General features: G+C 68.4%; 18 protein-coding genes. 5 read left to right on the top strand and 13 right to left on the bottom strand.

From position 1 onward, the window contains the following. Positions 1-65: 65 nt before the first annotated feature. The 8 genes from JKL49_RS09010 to JKL49_RS08975 all read right to left on the bottom strand — a co-directional run bounded on the left by JKL49_RS09010 (position 66) and on the right by JKL49_RS08975 (position 8166). A complete protein-coding gene (locus tag JKL49_RS09010; protein ID WP_215339873.1) occupies positions 66-293 on the bottom strand; it encodes a hypothetical protein in 228 nt (75 codons plus the stop codon). A gap of 1 nt (position 294) precedes the next feature. Further along, positions 295-543: a hypothetical protein gene (locus JKL49_RS09005; protein WP_215342889.1), complete on the bottom strand. Its 249-nt coding sequence runs from the start codon at positions 541-543 to the stop codon at positions 295-297. Further along, positions 540-3236, bottom strand: coding sequence for a pyruvate, phosphate dikinase (gene ppdK, locus JKL49_RS09000; protein WP_215339872.1), 2697 nt, complete (start codon positions 3234-3236; stop codon positions 540-542). The genes JKL49_RS09005 and ppdK overlap by 4 nt, the downstream gene beginning before the upstream one ends. A gap of 12 nt (positions 3237-3248) precedes the next feature. Beyond that, the gene (glyS, locus tag JKL49_RS08995; protein ID WP_215339871.1) at positions 3249-5525 is read right to left on the bottom strand and encodes a glycine--tRNA ligase subunit beta; all 2277 of its coding nucleotides are present in this window, start codon (positions 5523-5525) and stop codon (positions 3249-3251) included. Then, the gene (locus JKL49_RS08990) at positions 5525-6037 is read right to left on the bottom strand and encodes a YegJ family protein (protein WP_215339870.1); all 513 of its coding nucleotides are present in this window, start codon (positions 6035-6037) and stop codon (positions 5525-5527) included. Before JKL49_RS08990 ends, glyS begins: the two co-directional genes overlap by 1 nt. Then, entirely contained in the window at positions 6034-6936 is a 903-nt protein-coding gene (locus JKL49_RS08985; protein ID WP_215339869.1) for a glycine--tRNA ligase subunit alpha, read from the bottom strand. The genes JKL49_RS08990 and JKL49_RS08985 overlap by 4 nt, the downstream gene beginning before the upstream one ends. A gap of 84 nt (positions 6937-7020) precedes the next feature. After that, on the bottom strand, positions 7021-7374 hold the full coding sequence (locus JKL49_RS08980; RefSeq protein WP_215339868.1) for a hypothetical protein: 354 nt from the start codon (positions 7372-7374) through the stop codon (positions 7021-7023). A 63-nt stretch (positions 7375-7437) separates the two neighbouring features. After that, positions 7438-8166: a fasciclin domain-containing protein gene (locus tag JKL49_RS08975; RefSeq protein ID WP_215339867.1), complete on the bottom strand. Its 729-nt coding sequence runs from the start codon at positions 8164-8166 to the stop codon at positions 7438-7440. 386 nt (positions 8167-8552) lie between these two features. Here JKL49_RS08975 and JKL49_RS08970 point away from each other — a divergent pair, with 386 nt between their 5' ends. Beyond that, positions 8553-8891: a P-II family nitrogen regulator gene (locus JKL49_RS08970; protein ID WP_215339866.1), complete on the top strand. Its 339-nt coding sequence runs from the start codon at positions 8553-8555 to the stop codon at positions 8889-8891. Between the two features lie 37 nt (positions 8892-8928). After that, on the top strand, positions 8929-10380 hold the full coding sequence (locus JKL49_RS08965) for an ammonium transporter (protein ID WP_215339865.1): 1452 nt from the start codon (positions 8929-8931) through the stop codon (positions 10378-10380). Between the two features lie 61 nt (positions 10381-10441). On the opposite strand, the gene JKL49_RS08960 is transcribed toward JKL49_RS08965, so the two are convergent. From JKL49_RS08960 to JKL49_RS08945, 4 genes are all read right to left on the bottom strand, one after another. Further along, complete coding sequence (locus JKL49_RS08960; RefSeq protein ID WP_215339864.1) at positions 10442-10945, bottom strand: GNAT family N-acetyltransferase; 504 nt, start codon at positions 10943-10945, stop codon at positions 10442-10444. Between the two features lie 2 nt (positions 10946-10947). Continuing rightward, positions 10948-11829, bottom strand: a complete 882-nt coding sequence (locus tag JKL49_RS08955) for a 4-(cytidine 5'-diphospho)-2-C-methyl-D-erythritol kinase (RefSeq protein WP_215339863.1) — start codon at positions 11827-11829, stop codon at positions 10948-10950. Between the two features lie 4 nt (positions 11830-11833). Continuing rightward, a complete protein-coding gene (locus JKL49_RS08950) occupies positions 11834-13525 on the bottom strand; it encodes a tetratricopeptide repeat protein (RefSeq protein WP_215339862.1) in 1692 nt (563 codons plus the stop codon). 66 nt (positions 13526-13591) lie between these two features. Continuing rightward, positions 13592-15265 (bottom strand): electron transfer flavoprotein-ubiquinone oxidoreductase, encoded by a 1674-nt coding sequence (locus tag JKL49_RS08945; RefSeq protein ID WP_215339861.1) that lies wholly within the window; start codon positions 15263-15265, stop codon positions 13592-13594. A 143-nt stretch (positions 15266-15408) separates the two neighbouring features. On the opposite strand from JKL49_RS08945, the gene JKL49_RS08940 reads away from it, so the two are divergent. From JKL49_RS08940 to JKL49_RS08930, 3 genes are all read left to right on the top strand, one after another. Then, on the top strand, positions 15409-16224 hold the full coding sequence (locus tag JKL49_RS08940) for a uracil-DNA glycosylase (protein WP_215339860.1): 816 nt from the start codon (positions 15409-15411) through the stop codon (positions 16222-16224). Between the two features lie 119 nt (positions 16225-16343). Next, complete coding sequence (locus JKL49_RS08935; RefSeq protein WP_215339859.1) at positions 16344-18047, top strand: lytic transglycosylase domain-containing protein; 1704 nt, start codon at positions 16344-16346, stop codon at positions 18045-18047. A 74-nt stretch (positions 18048-18121) separates the two neighbouring features. Continuing rightward, entirely contained in the window at positions 18122-18715 is a 594-nt protein-coding gene (locus tag JKL49_RS08930; RefSeq protein ID WP_215339858.1) for a hypothetical protein, read from the top strand. Here JKL49_RS08930 and JKL49_RS08925 read toward each other — a convergent pair whose 3' ends face one another. Further along, the gene (locus tag JKL49_RS08925; protein WP_215339857.1) at positions 18716-19174 is read right to left on the bottom strand and encodes a glycosyltransferase family protein; all 459 of its coding nucleotides are present in this window, start codon (positions 19172-19174) and stop codon (positions 18716-18718) included. Positions 19175-19241: the final 67 nt, after the last annotated feature.

Raw genomic sequence — 19241 nt, 5'->3', positions numbered from 1 at the left:
ATGGCGGTGGGGTCGAAATAGGGCCGGTCGGCGACGATCTGGCCACCGCCCCAGCCCTCCCCGCCTCAGCGCGGCTGAACCGGCCGGCGCACAGTGATGGTGTTGGTGGGCAGGTTGGAGAGCACCTCCAGACGCTGCAGCTCGGCCACGGCGGTCTTGATCATCTCCTCGGCCTGCGCCTCGTCGGCGGCGATGTTGCAGCCGGCCAGTTCGCCATCCTTGAAGATGGCGATGATCATCGGCAGGCCCTCGGAGGGCGCCGGATAGATCGCGCCGTGGATGCGTGCGGTCATGTCAGGGCTCCTGGGGTTCGCCGTCGAGGACGGTCAGCTTGCCGACGACGAGTTCGTCGATCTCGAGACGTTTGATGCGGCCCCGGCCAAGCGCCAGACGGCCGATGGCGAGCGACCCGATCGCAAGGGCCCCCACGGCCAGAGCGCCCACGGCGAACGCGCCCAGGGCCAATGTGCCCACCGCCCCAGCCGTCAGGGCCCTCGGGCGGACCTGCACGACGACGGGGAGCGGGCGTGATTTCCTTGTCACCGGTCCTTCTCGCGCTCGCCGATGGCGGCCTGGGCAGCGGCCAGGCGGGCGATCGGCACCCGGAAGGGCGAGCAGCTCACATAGTCGAGGCCGATCTTCTCGCAGAACTCGATGGAGGCCGGGTCGCCGCCATGCTCGCCGCAGATGCCGAGCTTGATGTCGGGGCGGGTCTTGCGGCCGCGCTCGACGGCGATGCGGATCAGGTCGCCAACGCCTTCCTGGTCGAGGGTCACGAAGGGGTCGCGCTCGAAGATGCCCTTGTCGATATAGGCGCCCAGGAAGCGGCCGCTGTCATCGCGACTGATGCCGAAGGTGGTCTGGGTCAGGTCGTTGGTGCCGAAGGAGAAGAACTCGGCGTACTGCGCCAGGTCGTCGGCGCGGATGGCGGCGCGGGGCAGCTCCACCATGGTGCCGACCCGGTAGTCGATGGTGACGCCCTTCTCGGCCATCACCTGCTGGGCGACCCGGTCGGTGAGTTCGCGCAGGAACTTCATCTCCAAGCCTTTGGAGACGAGCGGGTGCATGATCTCCGGGATCGGCGCGGCCTTGCCGGACTGAACCACCTCGATGGCGGCCTCCAGGATGGCGCGGACCTGCATCTCGTAGATCTCAGGATAGGCCACGCCCAGGCGGCAGCCGCGGTGGCCCAGCATGGGGTTCACCTCGTGCAGCTCCTTGGCGCGGGCCAGCAGCTTGGCGGCGTCCAGGCCGGTGGCCTTGGAGACCGCTTCGACGTCCTCGGCGGTGTGGGGCAGGAACTCGTGAAGCGGCGGGTCCAGCAGCCGGAAGGTGACCGGCAGGCCCTCCATGATGGAAAACAGCTGCACAAAGTCCTCGCGCTGCATGACCAGCATCTTGGCGAGCGCCTGTTCACGGCCCGGGCGGTCGTCGGCCAGGATCATCTCGCGCACGGCGGCGATGCGCACGGCGTCGAAGAACATGTGCTCGGAGCGCACCAGGCCGATGCCCTCGGCGCCGAACTGACGGGCGGCGGCGGCGTCGGTGGCGGTCTCGGCGTTGGCGCGGACCTTCAGGCGGCGGATGGCGTCGGCCCAGACCATCAGGGCGGCGAAGTCACCCGTCAGCTCCGGCTCGATCATCTGCACGGCGCCGGCCAGCACCTCGCCCTTGGAGCCATCGATGGTGATGATATCGCCGGCCTTGAAGGTGCGGTTGCGGGCCCGGAAGGTCTGGGCCGCGTCGTCGATATAGAGCTCGCTGGCGCCGGAGACGCAGGGACGCCCCATGCCGCGGGCCACCACGGCGGCGTGGCTGGTCATGCCGCCGCGCGCCGTCAGGATCGCCTTGGCCGCGTGCATGCCGTGGATGTCTTCGGGGCTGGTTTCCTCGCGGACCAGGATCACCGCCTCGCCGGCGGCGGCCATCTTCTCGGCCTCGTCGGCGTCGAACACCACCTTGCCCGTGGCCGCGCCCGGCGACGCGGGCAGGCCCGAGGTGATGATGTCGCGCGGGCTCGCCGGATCGATGGTGGGGTGCAGCAGCTGATCGAGCGACCCGGGCTCGATGCGCATCACCGCCTCTTCCTTGGTGATCAGGCCCTCATTGGCGAGATCCACCGCGACCTTCAGCGCGGCCTTGGCGGTGCGCTTGCCGTTGCGGGTCTGGAGCATGTAGAGGCGCCCCTTCTCCACGGTGAACTCGATGTCCTGCATGTCGCGATAGTGCTGTTCCAGCTTCTCGACGACGGACTTGAACTCCGCAAAGACGTCCGGGAGGGCCTCCTCCATGGACGGCGACTTCTCGCCCATCTCCTCGCGGGCGGCGCGCGTCAGGGCCTGGGGCGTGCGGATGCCGGCCACCACGTCCTCGCCCTGGGCGTTGATCAGGAACTCGCCATAGAGGCGCGCCTCGCCGGTGGACGGGTTGCGGGTGAAGGCCACGCCGGTGGCGCTGCTGTCGCCCATGTTGCCGAACACCATCGACTGGACGTTGACGGCGGTCCCCCAGCTTTCAGGGATGTCGTGCATGCGGCGGTAGAACTTGGCCCGGTCGTTCATCCAGCTGGCGAACACCGCGCTGATGGCGCCCCAAAGCTGGGCCTGCGGATCCTGTGGGAAGGGATGGCCCAGCTCACGCTCGACGGCGGCCTTGTAGGCGCTGACGACCTTCTCCCAGTCCTCGGCGGAAAGGGCGGTGTCGACGCTGACGTCGAGGCGCTCCTTCTGTTCGTCGAGGATGTCCTCGAACATGTGGTGGTCCAGATCCAGGACTACGGCGGAGTACATCTGGATGAAGCGGCGATAGCTGTCGAAGGCGAAGCGGCGGTCACCGGCCAGCTTGGCCAGGCCCTCCACGGTCTGGTCGTTGAGGCCGAGGTTCAGGACAGTGTCCATCATGCCGGGCATGGAGGCCCGGGCGCCCGAGCGCACCGAGACCAGCAGCGGGTTGGCGGCGTCGCCGAACACCTTGCCGGTGATCGCCTCGACCTTGGCCAGGCCCGCCACGACCTGTTCCTTCAGGCCTTCGGGATAGGCCTTGTCGTTGGAATAGTAGTGGACGCAGGCTTCAGTGGTGATGGTGAAGCCGGGGGGCACGGGCAGGCCCAGGGAGGACATCTCGGCGAGGTTGGCCCCCTTCCCGCCCAGCAGGTTCTTCATGGACGCGTCGCCGTCGGCGCCGCCCCCGCCAAAGGAATAGACCCAGCGCGACTTGGTCAGCGTATCGGTCGGCATCCTTGAGGTCTCCTAACCCGTCACCAGAGAGAAGTCCGCGACGCGACCCATCGCATCACGCACCTGCGCCAGAAGCCGTAGACGGTTCTCACGTTCCGCCGCGACCTCAGAGTTCACCAACACCTTCTCGAAGAAGGCGTCCACGGGCGCGCGCAGTCCCGACAGGGCACGCATCGCACCTGCGAAATCTTCATTGTGCAATGCACGCGCCACCGCGGGTTCCGCAAGGGAAATCGCCCCGATCAGGGCGGTCTCCTCCGAGGTCGCGCCGGACATGGCCACGGCCGGACCCGCAGGTAAGGGGCCCTTCTTTTCCTCGGCCTGGAGCAGTTGTCGGGCGCGCTTCTCGCCGGCCAGCAGGTTCTTGCCGTCCTCGGTCTTGAGGAAGCCATCCAGGGCCTCGACCCGGGCGACGATACGCACCAGGTCGTCGTCGCCGAGGGCGAAGACCGCGTCCACCAGGTCGTGGCGCTTGCCCTGGTCGCGCAGCACCACCTTCAGGCGGTCGGCGAAGAAGGCCATGACCTCGTCGGCCACCACGGCGTAGGGGCGGAATTCGTAGAGCACCTCGCCCTCGGGCGCCTCACCGGCCGCGGCCGAGCGGTCGAAGCGGATGTCGAAGTCCGCCTCGGTGGCCACCACATAGGGTTTGCCTTCAAGAAGCGCGTCCTCGAACTCCTCGACATAGGTCTCGAAGACCTCCGAGGGGCTGCGCGACAGCGGCCCCAGATAGCCGGTGGTCCGCTTGGTGGAGACGTAGAGGGCGCGGCCCGGATCGACGTAGCAGCGCAAGGACCGATACCAGTCGCCCACCAGCTGGCGGACGGGCGCACGCGCCTCCGAGCCCAGCAGGATGCGGATCACCCCCAGCGCCGCGCGGCGCAGGGCATAGGGGTCGCGCGACCCGGTGGGTTTCTCATTGATGGCGAAGAAAGCCGTCAGCGTGTCGAGCTTTTCGGCGAGGGCCACGGCCATGGTGACCGGGGTGTCGGGCGCCTCGTCATTGGCGCCGACCGGGCGGTAGTGGTCGCGGATGGCGTCGGCCACCACGCCGCTGATCTTTTCCTCGCGCGCGTAGTAGCCGCCCATCAGGCCCTGCAGTTCGGGGAACTCGCCGACCATGCCCGTGCCGAGATCGGCCTTGGCCAGGCGCGCGGCCAGCACCGCCTTGGCGACATCGGCGCCGACCCGCGGCGCGATGGCCTTGGCCAGGATCTCCAGCCGCTCGACCCGCTCATAGAGGCTGCCCAGCTTGGCGTGGAAGGTGACGCCCTTCAGCTTTTCGAGGCGGTCTTCCAGGCTGATCTTGCGATCCTCGTCCCAGAAGAAGCGGGCGTCCGACAGCCGGGCCGAGAGAACCTTGGCGTTGCCGGCGGCGATCACCTTGCCCCCGTCGGCGGCTTCGATATTGGCCACGGTCAGGAAGTGCGGCGCGAGCTTGCCCGTCGCCGGGTCGCGGACCGCGAAATACTTCTGGTGGGTGCGCATGGAGGTCCGGATCACCTCCGGAGGCAGGTCCAGGAACACCGGGTCCATGTCGCCCAGGATTGGGGTCGGCCATTCGGCCAGGCCCGAGACCTCGTCCAGCAGGCCCTCGTCGTCCACCAGATCGAGATTGCGCGCGAAGCACAGGGTCTTGGCGCCCTCCAGGATGCGGTCCTTGCGCTCCTCGGGGTCGAGGATCACGAAGTGCTTGGCCAGCTTCTGCGCATACTCGTCGAAGTCACGCACCTTGAAGGGCTGGGCCGAGCCCATGAAGCGGTGGCCTTCGGTGACATTGCCGCTCTCGATGCCGTCGATGGTGAACGGCACGACCTCGCCGTCGAAGACGCAGACGATGCGCTTCAGCGGGCGCACCCAGCGCAGGGTCCCCCGCCCCCAGGTCATGGACTTGGGCCAGGGGAAGTCGCGGACGATCTTGTCGACCATCTCGGCGATGATCTCGGGCGTCGGACGGCCCTGTCGGTGGATGTGGGCGAACCAGACGCCGTCCTTCTCCACCAGCTGCTCGCGGGTCAGGCCGGTGGAGCGCAGGAAGCCGTCCATGGCCTGGTCAGGGGAACCGACGCGAGGACCCTTGCGGTCCTCATGGCGGTCGCCCTGGGTCGCCGGCAAACCCTCGGCCACCAGGGTCAGGCGCCGCGGCCCGCCGAAGGACTTCACAGCCTCCGGGATCAGGCCTTCGCCCGCCAGGTGCTCGCGGGCCAGACGTTCGAAGTCGCGTGCGGCCTGGGCCTGCATGCGCGCGGGAATCTCTTCGGAGAACAGTTCGATCAGCAGCTGGGGCATCAGTGAACCGAAGGCTCGAGGGGGGTCGGCGCCAGGAGGGCTTCGGCTTCCTTACGCTGGGCGGCGCTGATGCGTGGCGCCATGGCCCGGGTGGTGAAGGCGCCGTAGAATTTCTCGTCCTTGGCATACATCCAATCGGAGATCCTCGCCGGATCGACGCGGAACTCCGCACCGGCCTTCATGGCGCGTACGTCTTCAGGATCGTTGTCCAGGCGGCCCATGATCATCGCGCCCGAATGGCTAAGAACCTCGACCCAGACATGCTCGACCCCGCCGTGGTCGGTCGGGAGCCCCACCTTGACGTAGAAGTTGGTCCTCGTCGGCTCATGCGCGTCGAACTTGGCCCAGAAGTCCGGCAAGGACCTGAGAGACTCCGCCGTGGCGGCCTTCATGACCGCGTCTTCCCCGTCGGTCCAAAGCACTTCGTCTCGCGGCGCGCAGGCAGCCATCGACGGCGCCATCGCCGACAACGCGACGACCAGGCCCAGGGTCGAAATGAAGGTCCGGCTCACGCGTTTCCCCCCTCGTTCTTCACCCACGCTTGGGCGCACATCTTGGTCAGGTCGCGGATGCGGCCGATGTAGCTTTGGCGTTCAGCCACGGCGATGGCGCCCCGCGCGTCCATCAGATTGAACAGGTGGCTGGCCTTCAGCACATGGTCGTAGGCCGGCAGGACGATGGCCTGGCCCTGCGGCCCGGTCATGGCCAGCAGGCGCGGGACCTGGATCTCCATATCCTCGAACTGGCGCTTCAGGGTCTCCACGTCATAGCCGTGGAAGTTGGCTTCCGAGTGCTGGCGCTCGTTCTCCAGGAACACCTCGCCATAGGTCTTGGGCTCGGGGCCGTCGGGATCGTTGAAGGCCAGCTCGGTGAAGTGGTCCACGCCCTGGATATACATCGCCAGGCGTTCCAGCCCATAGGTCAGCTCGCCGGCCACCGGGAAGACGTCCAGGCCGCCGACCTGCTGCATATAGGTGTACTGGCTGACCTCCATCCCGTCGCACCAAACCTCCCAGCCCAGGCCCCAGGCCCCGACGGTGGGGTTCTCCCAGTCGTCCTCGACAAAGCGGATGTCGTGCAGCCGGGTGTTGAGGCCGATGGCCTCCAGGCTGCCCAGATACAGCTCCTGCAGGTTGTCGGGGTTCGGCTTCAGGATCACCTGGTACTGGTAATAGTGCTGCAGGCGGTTGGGGTTCTCGCCGTAGCGGCCGTCGCCGGGCCGGCGCGAGGGCTGCACATAGGCCGCCCGCCAGGACTTGGGACCGAGCGCGCGCAGCACCGTGGCCGGGTGCAGGGTCCCTGCGCCGACCTCAATGTCGTGCGGCTGCAGAATCACGCAGCCCTGACGGCTCCAATAGTCGTGCAATTTCAGGATAAGGCCCTGAAATGAAAGCGGCTTGTCGGCGGGCATGTGAGCTGTTTCGCAGGCGCAAAAAAAGTCGGCGGACCATAGGGCCCGCCGACTTCCGCTTCAACCCACGTAGGGCTGAAGTGTTTAGTTACCCTTGGGGGCCGAGCGATTGCCGGCGTGCGACAGGGGCTTGTACTTCGCGCGGTTCTCCGGGGTGTCGGCGACCGGCCCGTTGGTCACCGTGGTGGTGGTGACGGTGGCGGCGGTGTCGGTCGTGGCGCCGGTGGTGGCCATCGGCGTCGTGACGCTGGTGGAGGTCGTCCCGTCGACCGAGGTTTCGGTCGTCGTGGTGCTGTCCATACTCGGCATGGGGTCACCGGCCGGGGTGGTCATGGGGGCCATGGTCGAGTCCGCGGGCTGGGTCATGGTCTGGGCGTGGGCGGCGCCGGCCATCAGAGCGGTGGCGGCGGCGGCGGCGAGCAGATGCTTGAGGTTCATGGTGGTTACTCCTGGTGGTTCCTGAAGGAATCCCGGCGACCGAAGGCCGCCGGGCAGCCCCGACTAGTTCTTCTTCGGCAAGACCTGGGTGGCCGGCAGGGTGGTCGGCTCCTTGGCCGGCGCCGGGCTCGACGACATGGCGGGCGCGGTCGCCGAGGCGGGCACGGCGGTGTTGGCGGCGGCCATGGCGCCCGGCGGCATCAGCACCTTGTCGACGACGTGGATGATGCCGTTGGTAGCCATGATGTCGGCCTGAACGATGTCGGCGTCATTGACCTTCAGCCTCGCCCCGCCCGACAGCTCGACGGACGGACCGGCCACAGTGGCGGCCTTACGGGTCGCGCCCTTGAACTCGCTGGACGGCACCTTGGCGTTGATGACGTGGTAGATCAGCACCTTCTGAAGCTGGGCCTTGTTCTCGGGCAGCATCAGCTTGTCGAGTTCGCCCGCCGGCAGGGCCGCGAAGGCCGCGTCCGTGGGGGCGAACACCGTCAGGTTCTTGTTGTCCTTCAGCAGGGTGGTGAGGTTCGTGGCCTCAGCAGCCTTCAGAAAGGTGGTGAACTGGCCCGAGGCCTTGGCGGTCGCAACGATATCGCCGGCGGCGACAACCTTGGTGGCTGAGGCGGCCGCAACGTCGCTGGTCGCGGCCGGGGCGGGCGTGGCGGTCGTCGATTTCGCCGTAGATTCGGCGGCGGCAGGGGCCTTGGCGGCCTTGGTGGCGGTCTGGGCCTGGGCGGCGCCGGCCAGCAGGGCCAGGGCGGCGGTCGTGGTCAGAATGCGGTTCAGATACATCGTATCCTCGTGACGGGGTGAATGGAGCCCCCACTCGCCGAGCCTTGAGAGAAGTTCGGCCTGTCGGGCTCAACAGCGCGCGGCGGCGCCTGCGGTTGCCCTGATCACGGGTTCGTGAAGGACCGTGATCCCCCGTCTTCGGACCCCAGCTTCACAACGCGAATGCGTATTGTGGAGGCGCATTCTGCGCAACGAATGAACAATGACCAGGGGATATGCCCGAAAAGCAGGCGCCCAAGGTCTTTTCCTTGATCAGAAGTTACCGGGCGTCCGCCGTCGCCTGCGTGTCTCGATAGCGTCGCCTTGCCGTCGAGGGGGCTGAACTCGCGACGGGTCGGGAATTCACCACGGGCGTGCCGATCTTTGGGGCTGCGCAGGAGCGAGCGATGAAACTGATCATGGCGATCGTCAAACCCTTCAAGCTGGACGATGTGCGCGAAGCGCTGGTCGCCGCCGGCGTCGAGGGGCTGACGGTCTCGGAAGTTAAGGGCTACGGCCGGCAGAAGGGGCAGACGGAAATCTACCGGGGCGCTGAGTACCAGGTGAACTTCGTTCCCAAGGTGAAACTGGAAGCCGTGGTCGACGACAGCGCCGCGGCCAAGGCCGTGGAAGCCGTCAAGGCCGCCGCCGCCACCGGCAAGATCGGCGACGGGAAGATCTTCGTCCTCAATGTCGAGGACGCGGTTCGCATTCGGACCGGCGAGTCCGGCACTGCGGCGCTTTAGAGCGCAGCACGAACTCATCGGGACAAGGGGATAGCACATGAAAACATTCGGATTTAAGCGGCTGGCGGGCCTGTTGGCCGCCGCCACCCTGGTCGGGGCGCCGCTGGCGCTTCCGGCCTTCGCGCAGGACGCACCCGCCGCAGAGGCCGCCGCGCCCGCGCCGGAAGCCGCGGCTCCGGCGCCTGAAGCGGCGCCCGCCGCTGAGGAAGCCGCGCCGGCAGCCGCCGAGGCCGCCGCGCCTGCGAAGCCGCTGATGGCTCACCAGGTGAAGCTGGAGCTAGACGGCTCCGGCGCGGCCTGGATTCTGACCTCAACGGCCCTGGTCCTGATGATGACCATTCCGGGCCTGGCGCTGTTCTACGGGGGCATGGTCCGCCGCAAGAACGTCATCGCCACGGTCGCCCAATCCTTCGCCGTCACCTGCGTGGTGACGATCGTCTGGATGGCCATCACCTACGGCATGTCCTTCGGGGTCAACCCGGACGAGACCCTGAACAAGTACATCGGCTCCTTCGATGTGCTGTTCCTCAACGGCGTCACCACCGAGACGGCCTTCTCCGCCGCCAAGGGGCTCCCGGAGATGCTGTGGATCGTCTACCAGATGACCTTCGCCATCATCACCCCGGCCCTCATCGCCGGCGCCTTCGCCGAGCGCCTGAAGTTCTCGGCCCTCCTGCTCTTCACCACCTTGTGGGCGATCTTCGTCTACGCCCCCATCTGCCACTGGGTCTGGGGCGGCGGCTGGCTCTCGGGCGCTGGCGTCCTCGACTTCGCGGGCGGCACTGTCGTTCACATCAATGCGGGCGTCGCCGGCCTGATGTGCGCCTTGGTCCTCGGCAAGCGTAAGGGCTACGGCGCCGAGAACATGGCTCCGCACAACCTGGTCTTCACCATGATCGGCGCGAGCCTGCTGTGGGTCGGCTGGTTCGGCTTCAACGCCGGTTCGGAATGGGCTGCCGACGGCATCGCCTCGGCCGCCATGCTCAACACCCAGATCGCGGCCGCCGCGGCCGCCCTGGCCTGGATGCTCGTCGAGTGGGTTGAGCGCAAGAAGCCCGGCATGCTGGGCCTGGCCTCGGGCGCGGTGGCGGGTCTCGTCGCCATCACCCCGGCCGCCGGCTTCGTGAACCCGCAGGGCGCCCTGATCATCGGCATCGTCGGCGGCGCGGCGGCATACGTCGGCGCGGTCTGGCTGAAGCGCCTGCTGAAGTACGACGACAGCTTGGACGCCTTCGGCGTGCACGGGATCGCTGGCATCGCCGGCGCCCTGCTCACCGGCGTACTGGCCGACCCGGCCATCAACAGCCTGGGCGAAGGCGCCAGCCTCATGAAGCAGGTCCTCGGGATCAGCGCGACCATCGTTTGGTCGGGCGTGGTCACCCTGATAATCCTCTTCATCTGCAAGTTCACCACCGGCCTGCGGGTCTCGGAAGAGGGCGAAGTCGAGGGTCTGGACCTGTCGCTGCATGGCGAAGCCCTGCACGAATAGTCCACGTCACTTCCACGCGTTGGGAACGGGGGTCCTTCGGGGCCCCCGTTTTCGTTTGGAGCTAGCGCCAGTCGGCCCGGGTGATGGCGTACTCCACCTCCCCCTGCTCCGCGCCCGGCAGGGGATCGGCCCACGCCAGGTGGAAAGTCCGCAGAAAGCGCAGGCCGGCCTTCTCCATGACGCGCCGCGAGCCGGTGTTCACCGCCATGGTCTGGGCATGGACGCGGGCAAGACCCAACTCCCCGAAGGCCAGATTCACCAGGGCTCGGGCCGCCTCGGCGGCATAGCCCTGCCCCCAGGCCGACCGCAGCAGCCGATAGCCAAGCTCGGCCCCATCGCCCTCCAGCCGAAGCGACGCCCAGCCGACGAAGGCGTCCGACCCCTTGTCGCGAAGAGTCCAGGTGCGCCGCTTCAGGAGTTCGGGGAGGCTCTCACGCTCCACCACCTCACGGGTCTCGCCCACCCCGGTGATGAAGGCCATCACCTGGTGATCGCCGTGCAGGGTGACCAGGTGCTCGAGGTCGTCCTGTGTCAGGGTGCGCAGACGCAGACGCGCGGTCTCCACCGCTACCCCCAGGGACCGCCGAGGCGGCAGCGCTGGACCCACCAGTCGGGTTTCATGGCCATGATGCGCTCGGCCAGGCTCTCGGCCTCCACCTCGCTCTGGCACAGGGCGAAGCAGGTAGCGCCGGAGCCGGACATGCGGGCGATCAGGGCCTCGGGTTCATCGGAGAGGGTGGCCAGGACGTCGCCGATGGCCGGGGCCAGGGCCACGGCCGCCGCCTCCAGGTCGTTGCGGGTGGTGGCCAGCCAGCCAGCCAGTTCCTCGACGCTCTCGAAGGCCTCGGGCATGGGCGGCGGTTCGACGTCACCGAAGATCCCGGCGGCGTCGAAGGCAGCGTAGACGGCGGGCGTCGAGACCGAGACGCCCGGATTGACCAGCACAGCCTCCAGGACTGGCAGGCCGGGCGCGGGCGAGAGCCGCTCTCCCCGCCCCTGGGCCAGCACCGGACGGCCCCAGAGGCAGGCCGCGCCGTCGGCGCCAAGGCCGGCGGCGACGGACTCCAGCTCGGCATCGTCCAGGCGCGGGGTCATGTGCTCTCGCAGGAGGCGCAGGGCCGCGCCGGCGTCGCTGGAGCCGCCACCGAGCCCCGCGGCCACCGGCAGGCGCTTGTCCAGGGTGAAGGCGCTCAGCGCCTGGGGTCCGCGGGCCTTGGCCAGCAGGGCGCGGGCGGCGCGCAGGACCAGGTTGTCGCCCTCCCCCGCCAGCTGGTCGGCGAAGGGGCCGCGCACCTTGACCACAAGGGCGTCGCCCTCGTGCAGGCTGACCCGGTCGCCGGCGTCGGCGAAGACCATCAGGCTGCAGAGCGGGTGATAGCCGTCGACGCCCGGCGCGCCGACGTGCAGGAACAGGTTGATCTTGGCAGGCGCCAGGGTGTCGCCGGCCACCCGCCTACTGCCCGGCGACGCGGGGGCTCTGGGCCGGCCCCGTGGGGCCGAGGCCCGAGGCCAGCTTGGTTTCCGCCTCGGTCTTGGTCTTGGCGTCGGGGTTGAGGGTCAGGACCCGCTTCCACTGGAACGCCGCCTCGGCGCGGCGGCCGATACGCCAGTAGGCGTCGCCCAGGTGGTTGTTGATGTCGGGGTCGCCGGCCTCCAGCTCGATGGCTTCCTCAAGCTTCTCGACGGCCTTCTTGTAGTCGCCCAGGCGATAATAGGCCCAGCCGAGGCTGTCGATCATGGCGCCCGACTTGGGATTCGACGCCACGGCCCGCTGCACCATGGCCAGGGCCTCGGGCAGATGCTCGCCGCGGTCGATCCAGGAATAGCCGAGATAGTTCAGCAGCTCGCTGTCGTCGGGACGAATCTTCAGGGCGGCGCGCAGGTCGGTCTCACCGTCGGCCCAGCGGCCTGAGCGGTCATAGGCGACGCCGCGGGCGTAGAGCAGGCGCCAGTCGCCGGGACGCGCGGCCAGGACCTGCGTCAGGATCACCGCGGACTCTGCGAACTGCTCGTTGACCCGCAGCATATCGGCCAGCGTCACCTTGGCGTCGAGATCCCCGGAGGCGGCAGCCTCGCGGGCCATCTTCAGCGCCGTCTCGCTGTCCTTGGCGTTCTGGTAGCTCCAGGCTAGCTTGGAGCGGGCCGCCGCATATTCCGCCGAGCCCGGCTTGGGCTTGGAGAAGGCGTCGCGGGCGGAGTCGATGTCGCCGGCGGTCTCCATCAAGCCGCCGACCATCAGCCAGGCTTCGTTGCGGTTGGGGTCCAGCCGCAGGGCCAGGCGCAGATAAACGAGGCCGATCTGGTCCTGGTTGGCGGCCAGCATGCTGGCGGCCGGCGCCATCAAAGCCTGGGCCGCACCCTGGCGCAGAGTGAGCATCGGCGGCGCGCCCTTGCCGGTCGCGGCGCGGGCCTTGGCGGCCAGCAGGGTGGTGTTGGAAGGCTCGGCGGCCAGACCCTTGTCGTAGACGGCCACGGCGTCCAGGCGCTTGCCCCGGCGCTCCAGGAAACCGCCATAAGCCAGCAGGACCATGTCGCCGGGATTTTCGCCCGCGGTCAGCGCCTTGAAGTCGGTCTCGGCCTCGTCATAGCGCTTGGCCCGCTCAAAGAGGTTGGCCTGGCCCAGCAGGCCGAAATACTCGACCACCTTGTCGTTGCGCAGCTCGGGCCGCACCGTCGCGCCCTCGGCGTCGCCGGCCATGGCCGAGGCCCAGGGGGACAGCAGGGCCGCCGCGCCCTTGTGCGGGAAGCCCATGCCCTCCGGCGCCAGCAGCCCCTTGGCCGCCTTGCCCTGGTTGTTGGCCATGGCCTCGACGGCCTGGACCATCCGACCCAGTCGCTTGGAGGCCTCCGAGGACTCCGCGCCGGTGGGCGCCAGGGCCGCGGCCTTGGTGATGTCGCCGGCCATGACCGCGGCGGTGAAGGCCCGCTCGGAGATCAGTTCGTCTTCCCCGCCCCCGGCCTGGGCCTGCTCGAAGTAAGCCGCCGCCTGGGCTCCGCGCCCGTCGTTCAGCGCGCCCTGGCCCGCCAGGAACAGCCCATAGGACGACCCGCCCAGGTCATCGAGACTGGCGAGATCGTCGCCCGGCTTGGTGGCGCAGGCGGCCAGGAGAACGAGAGGGGCGACGCAGACGAGCAGTTTACGCATGGGGTCGAACCTCACCGCTTTCCCTCCGCGCCGCAAGCGTGGCCGAGGGCCACGCGCCGATTTGCCCTACATATTCGGGTAGTTCGGCCCGTCTCCGCCCTGCGGCGTCGTCCAGTTGATGTTCTGCGACGGGTCCTTGATATCGCAGGTCTTGCAGTGGACGCAGTTCTGGAAGTTGATCTGGAACTTCGGGTTCTGGCCGGCCTCGTCGTAGAGCACCTCGTAGACGCCCGCCGGGCAGTAGAGCCGCGCGGGCTCGCCGAAGCGAGGCAGGTTCACGTCGATCGGAACCGTCGGGTCCTTCAGCTTCAGGTGGGCCGGCTGGTTCTCGTCGTGGTTCGTGGCCGACAGGAACACGCTCGACAGCTTGTCGAAGCTGAACACGTTGTCGGGCTTGGGATAGACGATCGGCTTGTAGTCCTTGGCCAGGCCGGTCGACTCGGCGTCGGTCTTGTCGTGCTTGAGCGTGCCGAAGAACGAGAACCCGCCGGTCAGATGGGTGACCCACATGTCGAACATGCCGACCGCGCCGCCGAAGAAGGTGCCCAGCTTGCCTAACAGCGGCTTGGCGTTGCGAACAACCTTCAGCTCCTTGGCGACCCAACTGTTGTCGAAAGCGGCCTGATACTCGACCAGTTCGTCGCCGGCGCGGCCCGCGGCCAGGGCCTTGAAGGCCTCCTCGGCGGCCATCATGCCGGTCTTCATGGCGTTGTGGCTGCCCTTGATGCGCGGCACGTTGACGAAACCGGCCGAGCAGCCGATCAGCGCGCCGCCGGGGAAGGTCAGTTTGGGGATCGACTGATAGCCGCCCTCGGTGATGGCCCGCGCGCCGTACGAGATGCGGCGTCCGCCCTCGAGATGCGGCTTGACCGACGGGTGGTGCTTGAACCGCTGGAACTCGTCGAACGGCGATAGCCAAGGGTTCTTGTAGTTCAGGTGCGTCACATAGCCGATCGACACGTAGTTATCGCCGAAGTGGTACATGAAGCTGCCGCCGCCGGTCTTGTCGTCCAGCGGCCAACCGGTGGTGTGCTCGGCCAGGCCCGGCTGATGCTTCTCGGGCGGCACCTGCCACAGTTCCTTGATGCCGATCCCGTATTTCTGCGGCGACTTACCGACCGACAGGGCAAACCTTGCGATCAGTTGCTTGCTCAGGGAGCCGCGCACGCCCTCGGCCATGAACACGTACTTGCCGTGCAGTTCCATGCCGGGCTGATAGTCGGCGGTGGGCTGGCCGTCCTTGCCGATGCCGACCACGCCCACGACGACGCCCTTCAGCGAACCGTCGTCGTTCCAGACCATCTCGGAAGCGGCGAAGCCCGGATAGATTTCTACGCCCAGTTCCTCGGCCTTGCCCGCCAGCCAGCGGCAGACATTACCAAGCGAGGCGATATAGCAGCCGTGATTGTGCATGAACGGCGGCAGGGCGAACATCGGCAGCGACAATTCGCCCTGCGGACCCAGGATCAGGAACCGGTCTTTGGTCACCGGCGTTTCGAGCGGCGCGTCGCCCTGCCTCCAGTCCGGGAAAAGTTCGTCCATAGCCTTGGGATCGATCACCGCGCCCGACAGGATGTGGGCGCCGACCTCGGAGCCCTTTTCCAGGACCGCGACGGTGATTTCCGTGCCCGCGGCTTCGGCCAGCTGCTTGAGGCGGATGGCGGCCGACAGGCCCGAGGGGCCGGCGCCGACGATCACCACGTCGTACTCCATGGCCTCGCGTTCGATGACGTCGCTCATGATCCCCGTAGCTCCTCTGGGCCGCGCGTCAGGGGGTCCCCTCCCCTTGCGCCACGCGGCGTTGATCCGTTCGCCGACTTATCGGAAGCTTGCCGGTCGCCGGTCAAGGGTGAACTCCGTCGCAACAACGATTACAAGGACGCATGAACCCCGCCTCGCGTGACATCGCCGCCGAAAGCCTGCTCGCCTTCTGGGCCGAGGCCGGCGTCGACGCCATGCTGCTGGACGAGCCCTTCGACCGCATCGAGGCCGGCAAGATCGCCCCGATCCGTCTGCCGGAGAAGCCGGCAGCCGCGCCGATCGCGATCCGCGCTGCCCCCGCTGCTGGCCCCGACGTGTCCCAGGCCGTCGCCGAAGCCAGGCGCCTGGCCGCCGCCGCGCCTACCCTGGAGGCTCTGAAGGCCGCCATCGAGGCCTTCGACGGCTGTCCGCTGAAGTTCGAGGGCGCGGCGCGCCAGTCAGTCTTCTATCGCGGCTCAATCACCGCCCCCCTGATGGTGATCGGCGAAGGTCCGGGCCAGGAAGAGGACGCTCAGGGCGCGCCCTTCGTCGGCCGGGCCGGGCAGCTTCTCGACAGGATGTTCGCCGCCGCCGGCCTCACCGACCAGGTGTTCATCACCAACTCGGTGTTCTGGCGTCCGCCGGGCAACCGCAACCCGTCGCCGGGCGAGCAACGAGTCTGCGCGCCCTTCCTGGAGCGCGCCATCCAGCTGCTGAAGCCGCGCATGCTGCTGCTGGTGGGCGGGCCGTCTTCGAAGGCCATGCTGAAGCGCGAGGAAGGCATCCTGTCTCTGCGCGGGCGCTGGTTCGAATGGAAATCAGAGGACGGGGCCGTCGAGCTGCCGGCCATGCCCACCCTGCACCCGGCTTTCCTGCTGCGGCAGCCGGGGGCCAAGAAAAAGGCGTGGAGTGACTTGCTGACGCTCACCGAACGCCTGAATCGGCCAGAACGTCCTTAACCGGACCTCCTGCGACGCGAACGCACTTTCTCTTCATCAATAAGGGTTCTAAACGTCTCCGGTCATTGAGAAATAGGGTCACGCCAGACCAGCGAAGACGCGGCGGTGTGAAAGTGGGCATGACGCAGACCAAGCGCGTGCGGATCGCGGCCCTGGCCCTGATCTGCGCCACGATCGCGGGAAAGGCGCTGGCCGGCAGCCCGCAAGTGCTGACGCCCGCCGACGCCCAGAGCTACGCCCGGGCCTTCGAGTCCGTCGATCGCGGCGACTTCATCGACGCCACCATGCAGACCCTGGAGATCAGCGACCCCTCGCTCTCCGGCTACATCACCTATCGCGGCCTGATGCACCCGACGGCGCACAAGTCGAACTTCGACGAGCTGTCGGGCTGGCTGTCGCGCTATGCCGACCTCCCGGTGGCCGAGCGCATCTATACCCTGGCCAGCAAGCGCAAGACGCCCGACCTCGCCGCCCCCACCGTGCCCGGCCTGATCGGGACCGACTGGAGCAAGATCGAGCTGGTGGCGCCCGGCTCCGGCGGCCCCTTCGACGCCGACAACGCCCGCCTGGCCCGCGAGGCCTTCTATTCCGGCGACTCCAAGCGCGCCCTCGACCTGGCCCGCGCCGTGGGCGAGCGCTGGATCGCCGGCATGGCCGCCTACCGCCTCCGCCGCTACGACCAGGCCGAGGCGGAACTCTCGAAGCTGGCCCAAGACACCGAGGAAGACATCTGGGTCCGGGCCGGCGGCGCCTATTGGGCGGCCCGCGCGGCCGAGGCCGGCGGAAATCCCGACCGGGCGGCGACCTACCTGCGCCAGGCGGCCGGTTCGCCCCAGACGTTCTACGGCATGATCGCCGAGCGCCAGGTGGCCCTGCGTGGCCTGGGCCCCGCCCTGCCGCTGTCAGAGGCCCAGGCCTACCAGCCCCGCGCCCGCAACGTCATCAAGGCCTCCTATGGCGGCCCCACCGCCGACGTGACCCGCATGATGCGCGACGACGTCCGCGCGCACCGCGCCGCCGCCCTGGCCCAGATCGGCCGCGTGCCGGAAGCCGCCCAGGAGCTGCGCGCAGGCCTGGCGCTGGCTGCGACCGCCCAGGACCGTGACCACTGGATGAAGCTGGCCGCCGTGATCAATGAGGGCCTGGCCCAGGACATGGCCGCCGCCGGACCCGCCCGCCGCCGGGGCGAGCCTGACTATCCGACCCCGAACCTGAACCCCCGCGAGGGCTTCAAGGTCAGCAAGGCCCTAGTCTACGCCATAGTGCGCCAGGAGAGTCGGTTCAATCCGGGCGTGGTCTCGCCCGCCGGCGCCGTGGGCCTGATGCAGCTGATGCCCGACGCCGCGGCCCACGCCACCGGCAACGCCCGGCTGCGCGACGACATGAGCCCGCTGTTCGACCCCGGCTTCAACCTCAAGGTCGGCCAGGACTATCTCGGCTGGCTGATGGGCGAAGGGGTCGGCTACGACATCCTGCGCACCGTGGCGGCCTATAACGGCGGACCTGGCACCCTGCAGAAGACCGCCCAGATGCTGGGCGACGACGACGAGAGCCTGATGGTCATCGAGTGCATGCCGGCGCTGGAGACCCGCAACTACGTCGAACGCGTCATGGCCGCCTACTGGACCTATCAGAAGAAGTTCGGCCAGGAGTCGCGCACCCTCGACGCGCTCGCCACCGGCGAGAAGTACATCGACGCCCGCTGGGACGCGCCACAGCCCGCCCCGACCCTGATCAAGGCCGACGCCTCCGACGATGAGGACGCCGCCGCCAAGGTCCCGGCCAAGACCGACAAGAAGGCCAAGCGCGGCAAGCGCGGCTAAGGCCTCGCTTCGTCCTCAATCTACGACTAGCTCTGTGCGACGCGGCCAACGCCGACACGTCCACGGAGACCGACTTGAGCGACGCCCCCCGCAAACGCCTGCCCCTGCGCTTCCTGACCCTGGCCGAGATCGTCGGCGTGGTGGCGGTGGTGGTGGCCGTCCTCGGCTATTGGGACAGCCACCGCGAGCGCACCCAGGAAGCGCGCGAGAAGGCCCTGGCCGCCCGCGAACGCCAGGTCGAGGCCCGCGCCAACACCCTGAAGCAAGCCTTCCTGATGACCGGCGCGCCGGAGGGTTCGGGCGACCGCATCCGGCTGTCGTCCCTGCGCGACGAACAGGTGATCCAGACCCAGACCATCTGGTTCCCCAAGGATATCCGCGCCGCCAGCGTCGAGACCACCGGTAATCCGCGCCTGGAGGTGAGCTGGATCGAGGACGGCCTGCGCAAGGCCAGGACCAAGGAGGGCCGCGTGCCGGTGGGGGTGCTCACCGTCTTCATCGAGGACGGCCAGACCAAGACCGACCGGGCCGTCTATCAGGTGGGCTACAGCCTGCACGCCCGCACCCTGCGCAAGGCCAAGGTGGAGCTGGACGGCCTGTCGCTGGCGCGGCGCGGCGTCACCGGGGACCTGCAGGCCGCCGCCGACAACCTCTGGACGGCGCGCTAGTTACTTCAGGGTCGCCAGCCGCCCGAACTGGCGGCGCAGGCCCGCGAGGTCGGCGTTCGGCGCCAAGTTGCCCAGCTCGCTCTTGCGCACCAGCAGGCCCCAGGGGCTGGGCTTCAGCCGGTCTATCAGCCAGCCGCCGTCGCTCTGCCCTTTCAGCCCCGCCGACCGCCCCTGCTTGATCCCACGAGCCACCCGCTCGGCCCAGTCGTGGGTCAGGCGGATCTCTGGCGGCAGCAGCAGGATCCAGTCCTGCTTGGCGCGCTTCATGGCCGAGGCGATCCCGTCGGTGACCACCTCCACGCCCGCGTCGTCGCAGATCATCAGGGTGGGATCGGTGGAGCCCTCATCGGCCGCCATCACCTCGCGCACCAGCCCGTCCACCGCCGCCGGCACCAGGACCGGCAGCAGGTCCTGCAGGTGCGTCGACGAATTGAAGGTCGGGATGATCACGCTGAGCATGGCGCCAAAAGCGATGCGTCGGGCGCGGTGGTCAAGCCGTCGCCGCCGCCTGGCGCCGCCAGCTCGT

The sequence above is a fragment of the Phenylobacterium glaciei genome (genome assembly GCF_016772415.1).
GTDB lineage: Bacteria > Pseudomonadota > Alphaproteobacteria > Caulobacterales > Caulobacteraceae > Phenylobacterium > Phenylobacterium glaciei.
This window is presented reverse-complemented; position numbering and strand designations above follow the sequence as displayed.

Bases quoted from the DNA above. Each gene is read 5' to 3' on its own strand.
- ppdK (WP_215339872.1), bottom strand. From the start codon at position 3,236: ATGCCGACCGATACGCTGACCAAGTCGCGCTGGGTCTATTCCTTTGGC.
- JKL49_RS08950 (WP_215339862.1), bottom strand. From the start codon at position 13,525: ATGCGTAAACTGCTCGTCTGCGTCGCCCCTCTCGTTCTCCTGGCCGCC.
- JKL49_RS08940 (WP_215339860.1), top strand. From the start codon at position 15,409: ATGAACCCCGCCTCGCGTGACATCGCCGCCGAAAGCCTGCTCGCCTTC.
- JKL49_RS08945 (WP_215339861.1), bottom strand. From the start codon at position 15,265: ATGAGCGACGTCATCGAACGCGAGGCCATGGAGTACGACGTGGTGATC.
- JKL49_RS08970 (WP_215339866.1), top strand. From the start codon at position 8,553: ATGAAACTGATCATGGCGATCGTCAAACCCTTCAAGCTGGACGATGTG.
- JKL49_RS08980 (WP_215339868.1), bottom strand. From the start codon at position 7,374: ATGAACCTCAAGCATCTGCTCGCCGCCGCCGCCGCCACCGCTCTGATG.
- JKL49_RS08925 (WP_215339857.1), bottom strand. From the start codon at position 19,174: ATGCTCAGCGTGATCATCCCGACCTTCAATTCGTCGACGCACCTGCAG.
- JKL49_RS08985 (WP_215339869.1), bottom strand. From the start codon at position 6,936: ATGCCCGCCGACAAGCCGCTTTCATTTCAGGGCCTTATCCTGAAATTG.
- JKL49_RS08935 (WP_215339859.1), top strand. From the start codon at position 16,344: ATGACGCAGACCAAGCGCGTGCGGATCGCGGCCCTGGCCCTGATCTGC.
- JKL49_RS08975 (WP_215339867.1), bottom strand. From the start codon at position 8,166: ATGTATCTGAACCGCATTCTGACCACGACCGCCGCCCTGGCCCTGCTG.
- glyS (WP_215339871.1), bottom strand. From the start codon at position 5,525: ATGCCCCAGCTGCTGATCGAACTGTTCTCCGAAGAGATTCCCGCGCGC.
- JKL49_RS09010 (WP_215339873.1), bottom strand. From the start codon at position 293: ATGACCGCACGCATCCACGGCGCGATCTATCCGGCGCCCTCCGAGGGC.
- JKL49_RS08965 (WP_215339865.1), top strand. From the start codon at position 8,929: ATGAAAACATTCGGATTTAAGCGGCTGGCGGGCCTGTTGGCCGCCGCC.